Source organism: Nocardiopsis oceanisediminis (assembly GCF_048595525.1).
GTDB classification, from domain to species: domain Bacteria; phylum Actinomycetota; class Actinomycetes; order Streptosporangiales; family Streptosporangiaceae; genus Nocardiopsis_A; species Nocardiopsis_A oceanisediminis.
The window spans coordinates 2,764,733-2,778,537 of the sequence record NZ_JAFMZJ010000001.1 but is presented as its reverse complement, the minus strand read 5'-3'; the positions used below and the strand labels follow the sequence as shown (position 1 = coordinate 2,778,537).

At 76.9% G+C, this 13,805-nt stretch carries 11 protein-coding genes and 1 pseudogene; 6 read left to right on the top strand and 6 right to left on the bottom strand.

From position 1 onward, the window contains the following. Positions 1-12: 12 nt before the first annotated feature. The gene (locus J0910_RS12355; RefSeq protein ID WP_420158642.1) at positions 13-321 is read right to left on the bottom strand and encodes a DUF397 domain-containing protein; all 309 of its coding nucleotides are present in this window, start codon (positions 319-321) and stop codon (positions 13-15) included. Between the two features lie 230 nt (positions 322-551). Here J0910_RS12355 and J0910_RS12350 point away from each other — a divergent pair, with 230 nt between their 5' ends. Continuing rightward, the gene (locus J0910_RS12350) at positions 552-878 is read left to right on the top strand and encodes a CU044_2847 family protein (RefSeq protein WP_420158641.1); all 327 of its coding nucleotides are present in this window, start codon (positions 552-554) and stop codon (positions 876-878) included. Between the two features lie 70 nt (positions 879-948). Here J0910_RS12350 and J0910_RS12345 read toward each other — a convergent pair whose 3' ends face one another. From J0910_RS12345 to J0910_RS12335, 3 genes are all read right to left on the bottom strand, one after another. Beyond that, positions 949-2,781 (bottom strand): AMP-dependent synthetase/ligase, encoded by a 1,833-nt coding sequence (locus tag J0910_RS12345; RefSeq protein WP_420158640.1) that lies wholly within the window; start codon positions 2,779-2,781, stop codon positions 949-951. Between the two features lie 117 nt (positions 2,782-2,898). Next, positions 2,899-3,561 carry a PaaI family thioesterase gene (locus J0910_RS12340; protein ID WP_420158639.1) on the bottom strand — a complete coding sequence of 221 codons (663 nt, stop codon included), beginning with the start codon at positions 3,559-3,561 and terminating at the stop codon, positions 2,899-2,901. Between the two features lie 228 nt (positions 3,562-3,789). Then, complete coding sequence (locus tag J0910_RS12335) at positions 3,790-4,257, bottom strand: GNAT family N-acetyltransferase (RefSeq protein ID WP_420158638.1); 468 nt, start codon at positions 4,255-4,257, stop codon at positions 3,790-3,792. Between the two features lie 116 nt (positions 4,258-4,373). Here J0910_RS12335 and J0910_RS12330 point away from each other — a divergent pair. Next, positions 4,374-4,868 (top strand): annotated as a pseudogene (locus J0910_RS12330) (leucine zipper domain-containing protein); the annotation flags it as partial. A gap of 22 nt (positions 4,869-4,890) precedes the next feature. On the opposite strand, the gene J0910_RS12325 reads toward J0910_RS12330, so the two are convergent. Further along, positions 4,891-7,479, bottom strand: a complete 2,589-nt coding sequence (locus tag J0910_RS12325) for a hypothetical protein (RefSeq protein WP_420158637.1) — start codon at positions 7,477-7,479, stop codon at positions 4,891-4,893. Between the two features lie 280 nt (positions 7,480-7,759). On the opposite strand from J0910_RS12325, the gene J0910_RS12320 reads away from it, so the two are divergent. From J0910_RS12320 to J0910_RS12310, 3 genes are all read left to right on the top strand, one after another. Next, entirely contained in the window at positions 7,760-8,521 is a 762-nt protein-coding gene (locus tag J0910_RS12320; RefSeq protein WP_420161973.1) for an AzlC family ABC transporter permease, read from the top strand. Next, positions 8,518-8,835, top strand: a complete 318-nt coding sequence (locus J0910_RS12315) for an AzlD domain-containing protein (protein ID WP_420158636.1) — start codon at positions 8,518-8,520, stop codon at positions 8,833-8,835. Before J0910_RS12320 ends, J0910_RS12315 begins: the two co-directional genes overlap by 4 nt. A 1,074-nt stretch (positions 8,836-9,909) precedes the next feature. After that, a complete protein-coding gene (locus tag J0910_RS12310; RefSeq protein ID WP_420158635.1) occupies positions 9,910-11,607 on the top strand; it encodes a thiamine pyrophosphate-dependent enzyme in 1,698 nt (565 codons plus the stop codon). Positions 11,608-11,783: 176 nt separating this feature from the next. Here J0910_RS12310 and J0910_RS12305 read toward each other — a convergent pair whose 3' ends face one another. Then, complete coding sequence (locus J0910_RS12305) at positions 11,784-12,707, bottom strand: LysR family transcriptional regulator (RefSeq protein ID WP_420158634.1); 924 nt, start codon at positions 12,705-12,707, stop codon at positions 11,784-11,786. Positions 12,708-12,780: 73 nt separating this feature from the next. On the opposite strand from J0910_RS12305, the gene J0910_RS12300 reads away from it, so the two are divergent. After that, a complete protein-coding gene (locus J0910_RS12300; protein WP_420158633.1) occupies positions 12,781-13,803 on the top strand; it encodes a DMT family transporter in 1,023 nt (340 codons plus the stop codon). Positions 13,804-13,805 lie beyond the last annotated feature (2 nt).

Sequence of the window (13,805 nt, the reverse complement as noted above, 5' to 3'; positions counted from 1 at the left end):
GGCGGGCCCGGGTCAGCCCTCCTGCCCGCCGCGGCGCAGCAGCGCCAGGAAGGCGCACCAGTCCCCGCCGCCGAAGCCGAGTTCGGCGGCGCCCCGGTTGCGGGAGTCCCGTACCCGGATGCCTTTCGCCGCGGGGCGGACCTCCACGCAGTCCGGGCCGTTGTTCCCGCTTCTCCGCGGGGTGCGCCACCCTCGCCCGTCGTGCAGGCCCCGCCGGAGGCGCCGCTCCTCGTCCGGGCCGCGCTCTCCGGTCGGCGGCGCGGGGGCGGGGCCGGCCCGTTCCCCGGCCTCCTCGCAGAATTCCGTCGGATCAGCGTTCATAGGGACCTCTCGGCCGTGCACTGGGGGAACGCGCCCCGGTACGCGGGGTACGGGCGGTGGGCGCACTCGTCCCATGGCGAAATTCCCGACTGGGCGCCGGTCGGCGTGGTTATCCCCCGATCGTTTACCTCTATGTCGACCGGTCCCGGACATTTCCCTTACGCATTGTGGCGATCCAGGTGACCATGGCATTTCCGATTCCGGTGCCGGACCCGGTCCGAGGGAGGCAAATGGCGGAGATCGTCCGTTTCGACAACGAGGAGGGCGCGGCGGTCCTGGTGGAGGCCGCCGGCAGCTCGCCGCAGATGCGCGATGTGAGCGGGCGGGACATCCTGCGCGATTCCGACCAGACGATCCAGCGGATCCTGGGGCGGGTGCGCGAGCTGTCCGCGCTGGTCGTCCGGGAGATGCGGGGCGTCGCCGCGGAGGCCGACGAGCTCAGCGTCCAGCTGGGCATGAAGATCAGCGCCGAGGCCGACGTGTTCCTGGCCAAGGCCACCGGGGAGAGCAGCATCCAGGTGACGATCACCTGGCGGCGGGGGGAGGCCCCCCGCTGACCCCGGGACCGGGGCGGCGGCGCCCGGCCCCGTCGGCCGCGGCGGCGCCGCCCCTTCCGGTCCGCCCGGATCAGCGTTTGGCGTACATCCGCTCGACCGCCTCGGACTCGCGGTCCAGGATCCGCGCGCGGCGCAGCTTCAGCGTCGGCGTCAGGGTCTCGTCCTCGATGCTGAACGCGCGGTCCAGGATGGTGAAGGCGCGGACCGACTCCGCCCGGGAGACCGCGCCGTTGCCGGCGTCCACCGCCCGCTGCACCTCGGCGCGGAGCCCGGGGTCGTCGGCGAGATCGGCGACGGAGGCCTCTTCGGGCCGGCCGGCCCGCCGCTTCCAGGCGGCGAACTCCTCGGCGTCCAGGGTGATCAGCGCGGTGACGAAGGAGCGCCCGTCGCCGATCAGCATGCACTGCTCGACCAGCGGGTCGGCGCAGATCCGCTCCTCGATCGGGACCGGGGCGACGTTCTTGCCGCCGGCGGTCACCAGTATCTCCTTCTTCCGCCCGCTGACCCGGACGTAGCCGTCGGCGTCGGCCTCGCCGAGGTCGCCGGTGGCGAACCAGCCGTCGCGGAAGGCCTCCTCGGTGGCCTCCGGCCGGTTCCAGTAGCGGGAGAAGACCGGGCCGCCCTTGACCATGATCTCGCCGTCGTCGGCGATCTTGACCTCGACGCCGGGGAGCGGGTGCCCGATGGTGCCGGGGCGGATCCGGCCCGGCGTGTTGGCCAGCACCGCGGCGGTGGTCTCGGTGAGCCCGTAGCCTTCGAGGACCTCGATGCCGATGCCGCGGTAGAAGTGCAGCAGCCGCACGTCCAGGGCGCCGCCGCCGGAGATCACCCGGGTGCAGCGGCCGCCGAGGGCGCCCATCAGCTTGCGGTAGACGAGCGGTTCGAAGATGCGCCGGCGCAGCCTGAGCAGGGCGCCGGGGCCGCCGGGCCGGTCCAGCGCGGTGCTGTAGGCGACCGCGGTCTCGGTGGCGGCGTCGAAGATCCGCCGGGACAGCCCGCTGGTCCGCTTGCGTGCTCCGGTGTGGATCTTCTCGAAGACGTAGGGCACGGCGAGCAGGAAGGTCGGCCGGAAGGTGCCCAGGTCGGCGATGAGGTCGGCGACGCTGGCCGCGTGGCCGAGCTTGGCGCCGGCGTGCACCGCGGCCACCTCCACCATCCGCCCGAAGACGTGCGCCAGCGGCAGGAAGAGCAGGGTGGAGGGGGCGTCGTCGCCGCCCGGGTCGCCCTCGAAGAGCACCGAGAGGGCGTGCGTGGCGCCGTCGATCTCGGCGAAGAAGTTGGCGTGGGTGAGCACGCAGCCCTTGGGGGTGCCGGTGGTCCCGGAGGTGTAGACGATGGTGGCCGGGTCGGACGGGGAGACGCCCTCGCGGCGCGCCTTCACCTCCGCGTCGTCCACCTCGGCCCCGGCGGCGGCCAGCGCCTCCAGGGCTCCGGGCTCGCCGCGCAGCGGGTCCAGCGTCCACAGCCGGCGCAGGCCCGGGACCTGCTCCCGGACGCCCTCGACCGCGGCGGTCGCGGCCTCGCCGTCGACGACGCAGCCGACGGCGCCCGAGTCGTTGAGGATCATCGCGATCTGCTCGGGCGAGGAGGACGGGTAGATCGGCACGGGGATCGCGCCCGCCGCCCACGCGGCGAAGTCGGCGATGGTCCACTCGTAGCGGTTGGCCGAGAGCAGGCCGATCCGGTCGCCGGGTGCGACGCCGGAGGCGATCAGGCCCTTCGCGACCGCCATGACCTGGTCGCGCACCTCGGCCGCGGGGATGTCGCGCCAGCCTCCCGAACCGTCGGCCTTGCGGCTGAGCATCGCGGACTCGGGGTGGAGGTCCGCGCGTTCGAAGAGGACCTCTGCGAGGCCGCCGTGGGTGCGGGGCTCGCTCGCTGCGGGGGTGGAGATGTGGGTCACTCTCCCGTGTCTATCCGACATTCGTAACAAATACGAACATTTGACACCGAGGCCCGGCATGACAAACGCCATACTCCCCCGGCCCCCGGAGCGGTCCCGCGCCCCTGCGCGCGCCCCTCAGCCGGGCAGCGACAGGCGCACCATGAGCGCGGTGCCCTCGGCGGTGACCTTCCCGCCGTGCCGGATCTCACCGGAGACGAAGACCTTCCGCCGCTCGGTCCCGGTCACCCGGGCGCTGATCTCCAGCGGCACGTTGAGCGGGGTGGGCTCGCGGTAGTTCACGTCCAGGTTGGCGGTGAGCCCCGGCATGCCGGCGACGCTGGAGGCGGTGCCCAGCGCCTGGTCCAGCAGGGCCGCCAGCCACCCGCCGTGCACCAGCCCGGGAGGCCCCTGGTAGAGCCCGTTCAGCAGCACCTCGCCGCGGACGCCCCCCGCGCCGTCCTTCTCCAGGGCCAGCGGCGGGGCCAGCGGGTTGACCGGCCCGGAGACGCCGTTGGTGAGGGTGCCGTACTCGATGGAGTCGTCGGGGTAGGTGTAGCGGACCATGGCGCCCGTCTGCCGGCGCCCGCCCTGGAGCAGCTCCTCGGCCTTGGCCACCGCGTCGGCGGCCGCGGCGAGCGCCTCGGGCGGGGCCTCGGTGTGCGCGGCGGCGTCCATCAGCGAGCGGACCCGCTCCACGAGCGAGGCGAGCTCGGCGGGGATCTCCTCCTCGGGGACCACGGTGAACCCGTAGTCGGCGGGATCCGGCAGTTCCGTCACCGGCTGTGCGTCGACCGTCATGTCTTCCTTCAACGACTCGATCCGCAGCGCCGCTCGGCGCATGCGCGTACCGGGGCCGGGTTCTCGGGCCCGGTCCCGAACCGAATCTTACTCGGTAGTAGCTTACGGCGCCGGTCCCGGGGCCGCGCGGGAGGGGTCCCGCGGCCCGGAGCCGCCGTCCGCTCTCTCCAACCCGCGTCCCGCCCCGCGGTATTTCGTGAGGCTCGCCACCGCGCGGCGCCGCCCCGCTCAGCCGACCGGCTCCTTGGCCATGGAGACGTGCGCCATCCCGGCCTCGGTGAACTCGGACCCGTAGGCGGTGTAGCCGAGCCGGGTGTAGAAGTCCCGGGCGTGCAGCTGGGCGTGGAGCTCGATCCGGGCGACACCGCACCGCGCGGCGTGCTCCTCCAGGGCCCGGACCAGCCGGGCGCCCAGCCCGGTCCCGCGCGCGGACGGCAGCACCGCGAGCCGCCCCAGCACCCCGGTCCGCCCGCGGACCACCATCCGCACCGTGCCCAGCGGCACCCCGCCGACCCGGGCCAGCAGGTGCTCGGCCCCCGGGTCCTCCGCGTCCGGCTCCAGCGCGCTGGACACCCCCTGCTCGGCGACGAAGACCGCGCCCCTGATCACATAGCAGGCCGCCCGGTCGGCCTCGCCCACCGCGGGCCCGATCTCCACCGCGCCCCGCGCCTGCCCACCGCTCTCGTCGTTCCGCATGGCCGCACCCTAGTTGTAATGGTCATGGGCGTTGTTGACACTGCTGTGGCCTTGAACACGGCGAAGACCTCCGGTGTGGTGGGAGCCGTCCGGGAACTCACCGCACGGAGGTCTTCATGGCCCACCGTGATGCCCGACTGAGCGTCTTCGGTAGGAGGCCGCTGGTCGAACGCGCCCGTTCAGGCCGCCCCCTCGCCCGTGTCGCGGCCGAGACGGGGGTCTCGCGGACCACGGCCCACGAACGGATGCGCCGGTGGCGGGCCGAGGGCGGGGCCGGCCTGCACGACCGGTCCAGCCGGCCCCGCACGACACCGCACCGGAGCCCGCCCGCGATGGAGGCGAAGGTCTGCGCCCTGCGCCGGGCCCGGAAACCGGGCCCCGCCCGGATCGGACCGATCCCGGGCCTGCCCGCCTCGACCGTGCACCGGATCCTGACCCGGCACGGACTGCACCGCCTCGCCTGGATCGACCGCCCCACCGGCACCGTGATCCGCCGCTACGAGCGCGAGCGGCCCGGCGAACTCATCCACGTGGACGTCAAGAAGCTCGGCCGGATTCCCGACGGCGGCGGCCATCGAGTCCTGGGCCGCGACACCGAGGCCGGACCCCGCGGGAGAGCACCGCCCGGGCCGGTCAGGGCCACCAGCGGTAGACGTCCCGCAGCGCGGCGAGGTACTCGCGGGCCGACGCCGGGCCGCCCAGTTCCCGGGCGGCGCCGAGCAGCACCGGGGACCCCGGGGCGTCGCCCGCCGCGTAGCGGTCCAGGGCCGCGCGGACCATGTCGAGGACGGCCTCGGGCGGCGCCCCTCCCTTGCAGGCCTCCTGGGCCCGGATCAGCAGGGCGTGGGCCTGCTCGGGGTGGCTGACGCCGTGCGGCATCGGCGCGTCGGCGAAGGCCGCCGGCCCGGAGGCGCCCCGGGCCGCCCGCGGCGCGCCCGGCGGCCGCACGCCCTCCTCCGCGTACGGCGCGACCTCGGCGAACGCCTCTTCCCGGGTGCGGTAGAAGAAGAACGCGGGGCGGGGATGGCAGAGCTGCTCGATCAGGAGCGCCCGGCGTCGCCCGGCGTCCGCGGGCAGCCGCGCCGCGATCCGGGTCAGGTCGGTCCGCGCGGCGCGGGCCGCCGCCAGCGCCTCCTCCAGCACCCGGATGCGGCGCTCCCCGTCCAGCCGGTCCGACAGCGCGGTGAGCGCGGCGGCCCGCTGCCCGTCGCGCCCTTCCGGGAGGCGGCGGACGGCGGCCAGGGCGGTCTCCAGGGACGCCCCCGACAGGTGCTCGGCCCGGCCGGTCACGACCCGGGCCAGGTAGCCGGAGCGGCCGTCCTCCTCGACCTCCTCCAGCACCCGGGCCATCAGGTCCTCGGGCAGCACCGGAGCGAGCTCGTCCAGGACGCCGTAGGCGAAGTAGTTCTGGTAGCCGACGTGCTCCAGGGCGATCTCCAGGGCCCCGGCCAGCACCTCGCGGCGCTCCGGCCCGGTCAGCAGCCCGGCGGCGTCGAGCATCAGGGTGTACCTGCGGTCCTCGTCCTCTAGCGTGCGGGCCGCCCGGACGGCCTCGGCCAGCGGTGCGGGCCGCTCCTCCGGCGGGAGCAGGCGGGCGGCCCCGATCAGCATCTCGGCGCGGTCGTCGGGGTCGGCGAGCCCGCGCGCCCGCGCCAGGGCCTCGCCTGCGGCCCCCGCCCGCTCCGCCTCGGGCACCGCCTCCGCCTGGGAGAGCACCGTCCGCACCCGGTCGTAGGGGTCGGCGACGGCCCGGGCGGCGGCCAGCGCCCCGGCGAGGACCGGTGCCCGCTCGTCGGCGGGGAGCAGGGACGCGACCGCGTGCAGCGCCCGGGCCCGCTCGGACGGGTCGGGCACCGCCCGGGCCGCCTCCAGGGCGCCGGGCAGCAGCGGCCCGCGCTCGGCGGCGGGGACCCCGGCGGCGACGCCGGCCAGCAGCTCGGCCCGGCCCGGCGGGTCCTCCCCCGCCCCGGCCTCCGCCAGCGCGGCCGGGCGCTCGGCGGCCGGCAGCAGCGGGATCAGCGCGGCCCAGCGGCGCCGGACCGCGCCCTCGTACTCGGCGGCCGGATCGAGGAGCGCGACGGCGGCGCGGGCCCCGGCGAGCGCCTCCGCCCGGGCGTGCCCGGGCAGCCGGGGGACCAGCGCGGTCAGGGCGTCCGCGCGGTGCCCGGGATCGCGCAGGGCGCGGGCGGCCGGGACGGCGTCCAGGGCCGCCTCCGGCGGCAGGTGCGGGACGACCTCCTCCAGGGCGAGCGCCCTCTCGATGTCCGGCGGCCGGGCGGCGGCCACCGCCAGCGCGCGGCCCGCGACCGCCGCCGGCAGGTGCGGCGCCAGGTCGCGCAGCACCTCGTGGCAGCCGTAGGCGTCGGCGTACTCCTCTTCGATGCGGTCGAAGAGCCGGTGCCAGGCACCGGCGGACAGCGGCGGGGCGGCCCCCGCCACCAGGTCCTCGCGGGGGCCGTCGGCCGCCAGGGCCTGGCCCATCGCCTCCTCCGCCGCCGCCTCCCGGTCGGCGGCGGGCAGGTGGGGCAGGAGCGCGAGCAGGGCGCGGCAGCGCTCGCCGGGCCGATCGCGGCCGCGGGCGCGGGAGAGCGCCCGGACGGTGTCCCAGATCCCGGCCTCCACCAGCAGGGCGGGGAACTCCTCCGGCTCGGCGAAGCGGGGTCCTGCGGCCTGTTCCGCGCAGATCGCCATCAGGGCATAGCGCATCTCCAGCCCCAGTCCGGGTGCGGGGAGGCCGCCCGCCGGGGCGGCGGCGCGCGCCAGTTCGCGGGCGGTCCGCAGGTCGGCGAGGTAGCCCTCGACGTCGCCGGCCCGGTCCCGCACGTCGAACCACACGTTCACCGCGCCGGGGCGGTGGTCGGCGGGCCGCTCGCAGGCCAGCAGCCGGTGCACGTCCCGGTCCCGGCCGGCGGCGGCCAGGTGGCGCACCGTGTTCCGCAGCCCGTACCCGCCGTCCGCGTCGCCCCGCTCCGGCTCGGCGGCCAGCAGCGGCAGCCCGGCGTCCAGGCCTCCCCAGTGGTCGAGGCGGCGGTCGGCCATCCGGGAGTGGAGGGCGCGCTCCGCCTCCGCCGAGCGCTCGGCGGCCAGAGCGCGCAGCGCGTCGCGCATCCGGGAGTACCCGCGCCGGGCGGCCTCCCGCCCCTGCGGCTCCGCCGACCGGTCCGCCGACGCGGCACCGCACGCCCCGCCCGCTCCCTCGTCCGCCGGACCCGGTATGCGCATGTCACTCCGTCTCCTCGTCATCGGCTCCGGCCGCAGGGGCGGCGAATGAGGGAACGCTAGTGGCGCCCGGCCCCGGCGTACAGCGAATATCCGGCCGCGCGGGAGGACGGGAGCGGGCGGGGAGGGCGGCGCGCAGGAGCCCCGCGCCCGGACCGGAGCGAGGGCCGGCCGCCCGGTTCCGTTCGGCGCCGCGAAGGCGCAATAACGTTCAAGAACGGGACACTTCCGGCGCCCTAGGTTCAGGGGCGTGAGTAATCCAGTCTTCCCTCTCTCTCCGCCGGTGCGCGATGCGCTGGGCATCGGGGTGGCGGTCGGAGTCTCCGGGACGGCGTTCGGCACGGCGGCGGTGGCCGCCGGGCTGAGCGTGCCCCAGGCGTGCGCCCTGAGCCTGTTCGCCTTCACCGGCGCCTCGCAGTTCGCGCTGGTGGGGGTCGTCGCCGGAGGCGGCAATCTGATCGCCGGCGCGGTGGGCGCACTGCTGCTCGGGGCGCGCAACACCCTGTACGGGCTGCGCATGGCCGACCTCCTCGGCTGGCGCGGGGCCCGGCGGGCGGTGGCCGCGCACGGCGTCATCGACGAGACCGCGGCGGCCTCCCTGGCCCAGCGGACCCCGGCCGCGTCCCGGACCGCGTTCATCGCCACCTTCGCCTCGCTCTTCGTGTTCTGGAACGCGACCACCCTGCTGGGCGCGGTCGCCACCGAGCGGATCGGCGACACGTCCGCGTTCGGCCTGGACGCGGTGGGCCCGGCGATCTTCCTCGCGCTGCTCTGGCCGCGCCTCCGCGAGAGCGGCCGGGTCCGGCTGGTCGCGGCGGGCGGCGCGCTGATCGCGCTGGCCGCGGTGCCGTTCCTCCCTCCGGGCGTCCCGGTGCTGCTCGCCGCCGCGGCGGTGCTGCTCGGCCCGGCCCCCGCCGAGGACGCGCCGGCCGGCGGCGGATCCGGCACCGCCCGCCCCGAGGACGGCCCGGTCCCCCCGGACGGGGCCGGCGGCGGTGACGGCGCGGCGGACGGCACCGCGGACCGGCGGGAGGTGCGGCCGTGACCCTGTGGATCGCCATCGCCGTGACCGCTCTCGGCTGCTACCTGCTGAAATTCGCCGGCCTGGCGGCGCCCCGCCGGCTGCTGGACGCCCCGCCGGTGCGCCGGTTCGCGCTGACCGTTCCGGTGGCGCTACTGGCCGCGCTGGTCGCGGTGCAGTCCTTCACCGACGGCGGGGCCGCGCTGATCGCCGACGCCGCCCGGCTGGCCGGCCTGGCCGCGGCGGCCGCCGCCCTGCTGCTCCGCGCCCCCTTCCTGGTGGTGGTCCTGGCGGCCGCCGGGACGACCGCGCTGCTGCGCGCGGCGGGGCTCGGCTAGACGCGCGAACGCCGCGGGGTTCCGGGCGGCTCCGGAGCCCCGCGGCCGCCAGGGGCCGGGCCTGAGCTTGTTCTTCGACCTCGGGGGCGGCCGGAGCATCGAGGCGGCCGACGGGGGGACCTGGCCTGTGATCGCCGCCCGCACCCGGCTCCGCCCGACCCGCCCCGGCCGCCGAAGACCTGCCCCGCCCCCAGGAACGGCCCCGGCCGCCGGAGCGGTCGAGCCCGGCCCGGGTGCGGCGGGGCCTTCGCGACGCCCGCGCGAAGGAAGCCCGTCCCGCCGGCGCGCCCGAACCCCCGGCCCCGGGCCCCGGACGCCCCCCGAGGGGCGAAGAACCGGCGCCGGGCACCGCGCCATGACGCAGGAAAGACGGCCGAACGCACCATGAGCCTGAAGGAGCACCACCCCCGCCCAGGTTGAAGAACAAGCTGAGAGGCTGTCGGGTATCCGGCCGGTCACCCGGTGGGGCCGCCCCGCGCTTCTCCGCCCACCCGCGGTGCGGCCCACCCCCGCGAAACCTCCCCGCAGCGGCCGCTGCGGGCCGTGCGCCGCCGGGCCGCCGTCCCACTTCCCCGTTGATCTTGGAGTTGCGGGGGTATCAGGGCGCCCTGATACCCCCGCAACTCCAAGATCAACGGCCCCTGCGGGGCGGTTCGCTGCCGAGCACTCCGGGCGGCCGCCGGGCAGAGCGGCCGGCGCAGGGCGGCCGCGCGCCCCTTTCCGGTCCTGCCCGAACGCCGCCGGCCGGAGCCCGCCGCCTCGACCGCTCCGGTCGGACACCGCTGTCCCCGGTGGCCGGAGCGCCGGCCACCGGGAGCGCCGACTTGGCCCCGCGCCGCACCGCCCGCGCGATCCGCACCGGCGGCAGGACCGCCGTCCATCGGGAGCGGACCGGGGCGCGGCCGGCCGGGCGGCCCGGCTCCGGTGGCGGAAGTGACGGGAGGCCTCCTCCGGGGCAGGTAGCCGGTGAAGGGCCGCCGGGGCCCGGTGAGCGGGTCCGCCCGCCGGGACCCGCGGCCGCGCTTCTCGCGGCACCCCCGCGACCGTGCTCCTTGCGATGATGGAAGGACCGCCGTGCCCCCCGAGACCTCCCCTTCGGACACCGACCGCCGCACCGCCGCCGAGGCGGTCGCCGAACTACTGGCCGCCGCGCGCGTGCGGCGCTGCTACACCGTCCCCGGCGAGAGCTTCCTGGAGCTCGCCGACGCCGTCGACCGGCGCGGCGACATGACGCTCGTGTCCACCCGGCACGAGGGCGGGGCCGGGTTCATGGCCGAGGCCGAGGGGAAGCTGACCGGCCTCCCGGCCGTCGCCGCGGCCACCCGGGGACCGGGCGCGGCCAACCTCTCGGTCGCGGTGCACACCGCCATGCAGGACTCCACCCCCATGCTGGTCTTCCTCGGCCAGGTGGAGACCGACCACCTGGGGCGCGAGGCCTTCCAGGAGGTGGACCTCACCGCGTTCTACGCACCGATCACCAAGTGGTCCACCACCGTCACCCGGGCCGACCGGCTGGTCGAGGCGACCGCGCGCGGCCTGCGCATCGCCGTCTCCGGGCGGCCCGGCCCGGTCGCGATCGCGGTCCCCGGCGACCTGTTCGGGCAGCCGGTCGGCGCGCCGGCGCTGCTGCCCGGGGCCGCCCCTCCCCGGCCCGCGCTGGGCGAGGACGACCGGGACCGCCTCGCCCGGTGGCTGGCCGGGGCCGAGCGGCCGGTGATCATCGCCGGGGGCGGCGCGCGGGGCGCCCGCGAGGAACTGGTGCGGGTCTCCGAGCGGTTCCAGGCCGGGGTGTACGCCTCCTGGCGGCGGCAGGACGTCTTCCCCAACGGCCACCCGCTCTACCTGGGCCACCTGGGGCTGGGCTGCCCGCCGCAGGTGCTGGCCGCGCTGGAGGAGGCCGACGCGGTGCTGGTGGTGGGCTCCAGGCTGAGCGAGATCACCACCCAGGCCTACCGGTTCCCCGCGCCCGGCCTGCGGGCGGCCGACTCCCCCGTGGCCCAGATCGACATCGACCCGGACCAGGTCGGGGCGGTCTCCGGGGTGTGGCTGGGCGCGGTCGCCGACGCCGGGCGGGCGCTGCGCGCCCTGGCCGACTCCCCGCTGGCCGCGCCCCGCCGGGACTTCGCCCCCGCGCACCGGGCCTGGCTGGACGGTACCGCCGCCCCCGCCGGGGCCGCCTCGCACCCGGGCGGGCGGCTGCACCCCTGGGCGGTGGTGGAGGCCATGCGCTCCGTGCTCCCCGGGGACGCGGTGCTCGCCAACGACGCCGGGAACTTCGCGGCGTTCCTGCACCGCGGCTGGCGGTTCGACGAGCCGCGCACCCAGCTGGCGCCGACCAGCGGCGCCATGGGGTACGCGGTCCCCGCGGCGGTCGCCGCCAAGCTGGTGGAGCCGGACCGCACCGTGGTCGCGGTGGCCGGGGACGGCGGCGCGCTGATGACCGGCCAGGAGCTGGAGACGGCGGTGCGCACCGGCGCCGCGATCATCGTCGTGGTGTTCCAGAACGGCCTGTACGGGACCATCGCCATGCACCAGGCCCGCGAGCTGGGCCGCACCGCCGCGACCGACATCAGCGGCCCGCTGGACCTGGCCGGCTACGCCCGGTCGCTGGGCGCCCGCGGCGCCACCCCGCACACCCCCGAGGAGTTCGCCAAGGCCCTCTCCGAGGCGCTCGGCTCCGATCTGCCCACCCTGATCGACGCGCGCACCGACCCGGACGTGATCAGCCCCGGCGCCACCCTCTCCGGGCTGCTCGGCGGGCACGGCGGCTGACCCGGGGGGCGGGCCGGCCCGGACCGACCGGTGCCGGCCCGCCCCGGCGGGGGCCGTGCGGGGCCGGTACCGGACCGCTCACCCGCACCGGCCGCCGGAGACCGCCGGACCGCCGGAGGGGGGCGCGGCGCCGCTTCCGCACCGCCCGTGCGGCGGCGGGACGGCGCCGGCCCCTGTCAGGCCGGCGGGCGCCCCACCGTGCAGACGCCCTGGGCCGCCTCGCGGAGGGCGCGCACCGCCGCCCGGATCGCGGGGCGGCGGGCGGCGTCGGCGTTCCAGAACACGTAGACCTGGCGGACCAGGGCGGGCTGCACCTGGACCAGGCGGACGCCCTCGGGGACCGGGCCGCGGCCGAGGCGGGGGATGACCGCGGCGCCCAGGCCCGCGGCGACCAGCGCCATCTTGGTCTGGTGCTCTTCGGCGGTGTGCGCGATGCGGGGCTCGACGCCGCGCTCCCGGAGCATGCCGTGCAGCCACTCGTCGCAGGTGCCGCCGCGGGTCCAGCTGATCCAGGGCAGCCGCAGCACGTCCTCCAGCGCCACCAGGTCGTGCCGGGCCAGCGGGTGCCCGGCGGACAGCGCGATGTCGGCGACGTCCTCCATCAGCGGAGCGCGGGCCATCCCCTTGGAGAGCGGCAGCGGCGCGCCGATCCAGTCGACCACCACGGCCAGGTCGGACTCGCCGCGGGCGACCGCCGGCACGCTCTCGTCCGGCTCCTGCTCGGCGAGCTCCACGACCAGGCCGGGATGGTTCTCCCGGAGCGCCACCAGGGCCTGCGGGAGCAGCCCGCGGGCGGCGGTGGCGATCGCGGAGAGCCGCAGGTGGCCGATGACGGCGTCGCGGTGCGCCTCCAGGTCGGCCTCGGCCTGGCGGACCATGGACAGGATCCGCGAGGTGTGCTCGACCAGCACCTCGGCGGCCTCGGTGAGCCGGACCCCGCGCCCGTTCCGCTCCACCAGGGGCTGGCCGACCTCCCGCTCCAATTTGCTGAGCTGCTGGGAGACCGCGGAGTTGGTGACCCTCAGCTCCTCGGCGGCGCCGGTGAGCGACCCGTTGAGCGCGATCGCGTGCAGCACCCGCATCCGTTCCACACTCAGCATGTAAGCCACTCTAACAGGGGCATTAAGGAGATTGAAGTAGACCTAAGCGGACGGAGCGGGATAGAAACATCCCATGACGACCGCTCTCCGGCCGCCCTCCTCCTGGCAGTGGCGGTTCCTGCTGCTCGCCCTGGTGTGGGGGGCGAGCTTCCTGCTGATCAAGATCGGCACCACCGCGTTCACCCCCGCGCAGATCACCCTGGGCAGGATGGCGGCGGGCGCCCTGCCGCTGCTGGCCCTGGTACTGCTGACCGGCGGGCGGCTGCCCGCCTCGCCCCGGATCTGGCTGCACCTGGCGGTCTCGGCCCTGTTCCTGAACAGCATCCCGTTCACCCTGTTCGGCTACGCCGAGCAGCACATCCCGTCGGCGCTCGCGGGCATCTGCAACGCGGCCACGCCGCTGTTCGCCGTGGTGTTCTCGATGCTGATGCTCTCCGACGAGCGGCCCGGGCCGCTCCGGCTGGCCGGATTGGGCGTCGGCTTCGCCGGGGTGCTGGTGGTGTTCGGGGTCTGGGCCGGGTTCGGCGGGGCGGACGGCACCGGCATGCTCCTCGCCCTGGGCGCCGCGCTCTGCTACGGGATCGGCACCCCCTACCTGCGCCGCACCCTGCTCACCGGGCGGCCCCCGGCGGAGCCCGGCGGCCCGGCCCGGCCCGCCCTGGCCGCGGGGTTCGGACCGGTGGAGCTGGCCGCCGCGCAGCTGCTCATCGGGACGGCGCAGATGCTGGCCGCCACCGCGGTCCTGGACGGGGCCCCGGCCCGGGTCCCGGCGGGCGCGGTGCTGGCCGTGGCGGCGCTCGGCGTCTTCGGCACCGGCCTGGCCTACGTGCTGCAGTACCGGATCATCGCGGACGCCGGGGCGACCGTCGCCTCCACCGTGACCTACCTGGTGCCGGTGGTGGCCGTCGCCGCCGGGACGCTGCTGCTCGGCGAGCGGCTCTCCTGGAACGAGCCGGCCGGCACGGTGCTGATCCTGCTCGGTGCGGCGCTCACCCAGGGGGTGCTGCGGCCCCGGCGGCGGCCCCCGGAACCGCTGCCCGCGCGGGAGGCCGCCCCCGCCGCGGGCCCGGAGCGGGCGCCGGCGCCCTCCGGGTGACC

What these genes read in the sequence shown, in the direction of transcription:
- J0910_RS12300 (WP_420158633.1), top strand. Translation starts at nt 12,781, where the DNA reads ATGACGACCGCTCTCCGGCCGCCCTCCTCCTGGCAGTGGCGGTTCCTG.
- J0910_RS12335 (WP_420158638.1), bottom strand. Translation starts at nt 4,257, where the DNA reads ATGCGGAACGACGAGAGCGGTGGGCAGGCGCGGGGCGCGGTGGAGATC.
- J0910_RS12355 (WP_420158642.1), bottom strand. Translation starts at nt 321, where the DNA reads ATGAACGCTGATCCGACGGAATTCTGCGAGGAGGCCGGGGAACGGGCC.
- J0910_RS12350 (WP_420158641.1), top strand. Translation starts at nt 552, where the DNA reads ATGGCGGAGATCGTCCGTTTCGACAACGAGGAGGGCGCGGCGGTCCTG.
- J0910_RS12340 (WP_420158639.1), bottom strand. Translation starts at nt 3,561, where the DNA reads ATGACGGTCGACGCACAGCCGGTGACGGAACTGCCGGATCCCGCCGAC.
- J0910_RS12305 (WP_420158634.1), bottom strand. Translation starts at nt 12,707, where the DNA reads ATGCTGAGTGTGGAACGGATGCGGGTGCTGCACGCGATCGCGCTCAAC.
- J0910_RS12325 (WP_420158637.1), bottom strand. Translation starts at nt 7,479, where the DNA reads ATGCGCATACCGGGTCCGGCGGACGAGGGAGCGGGCGGGGCGTGCGGT.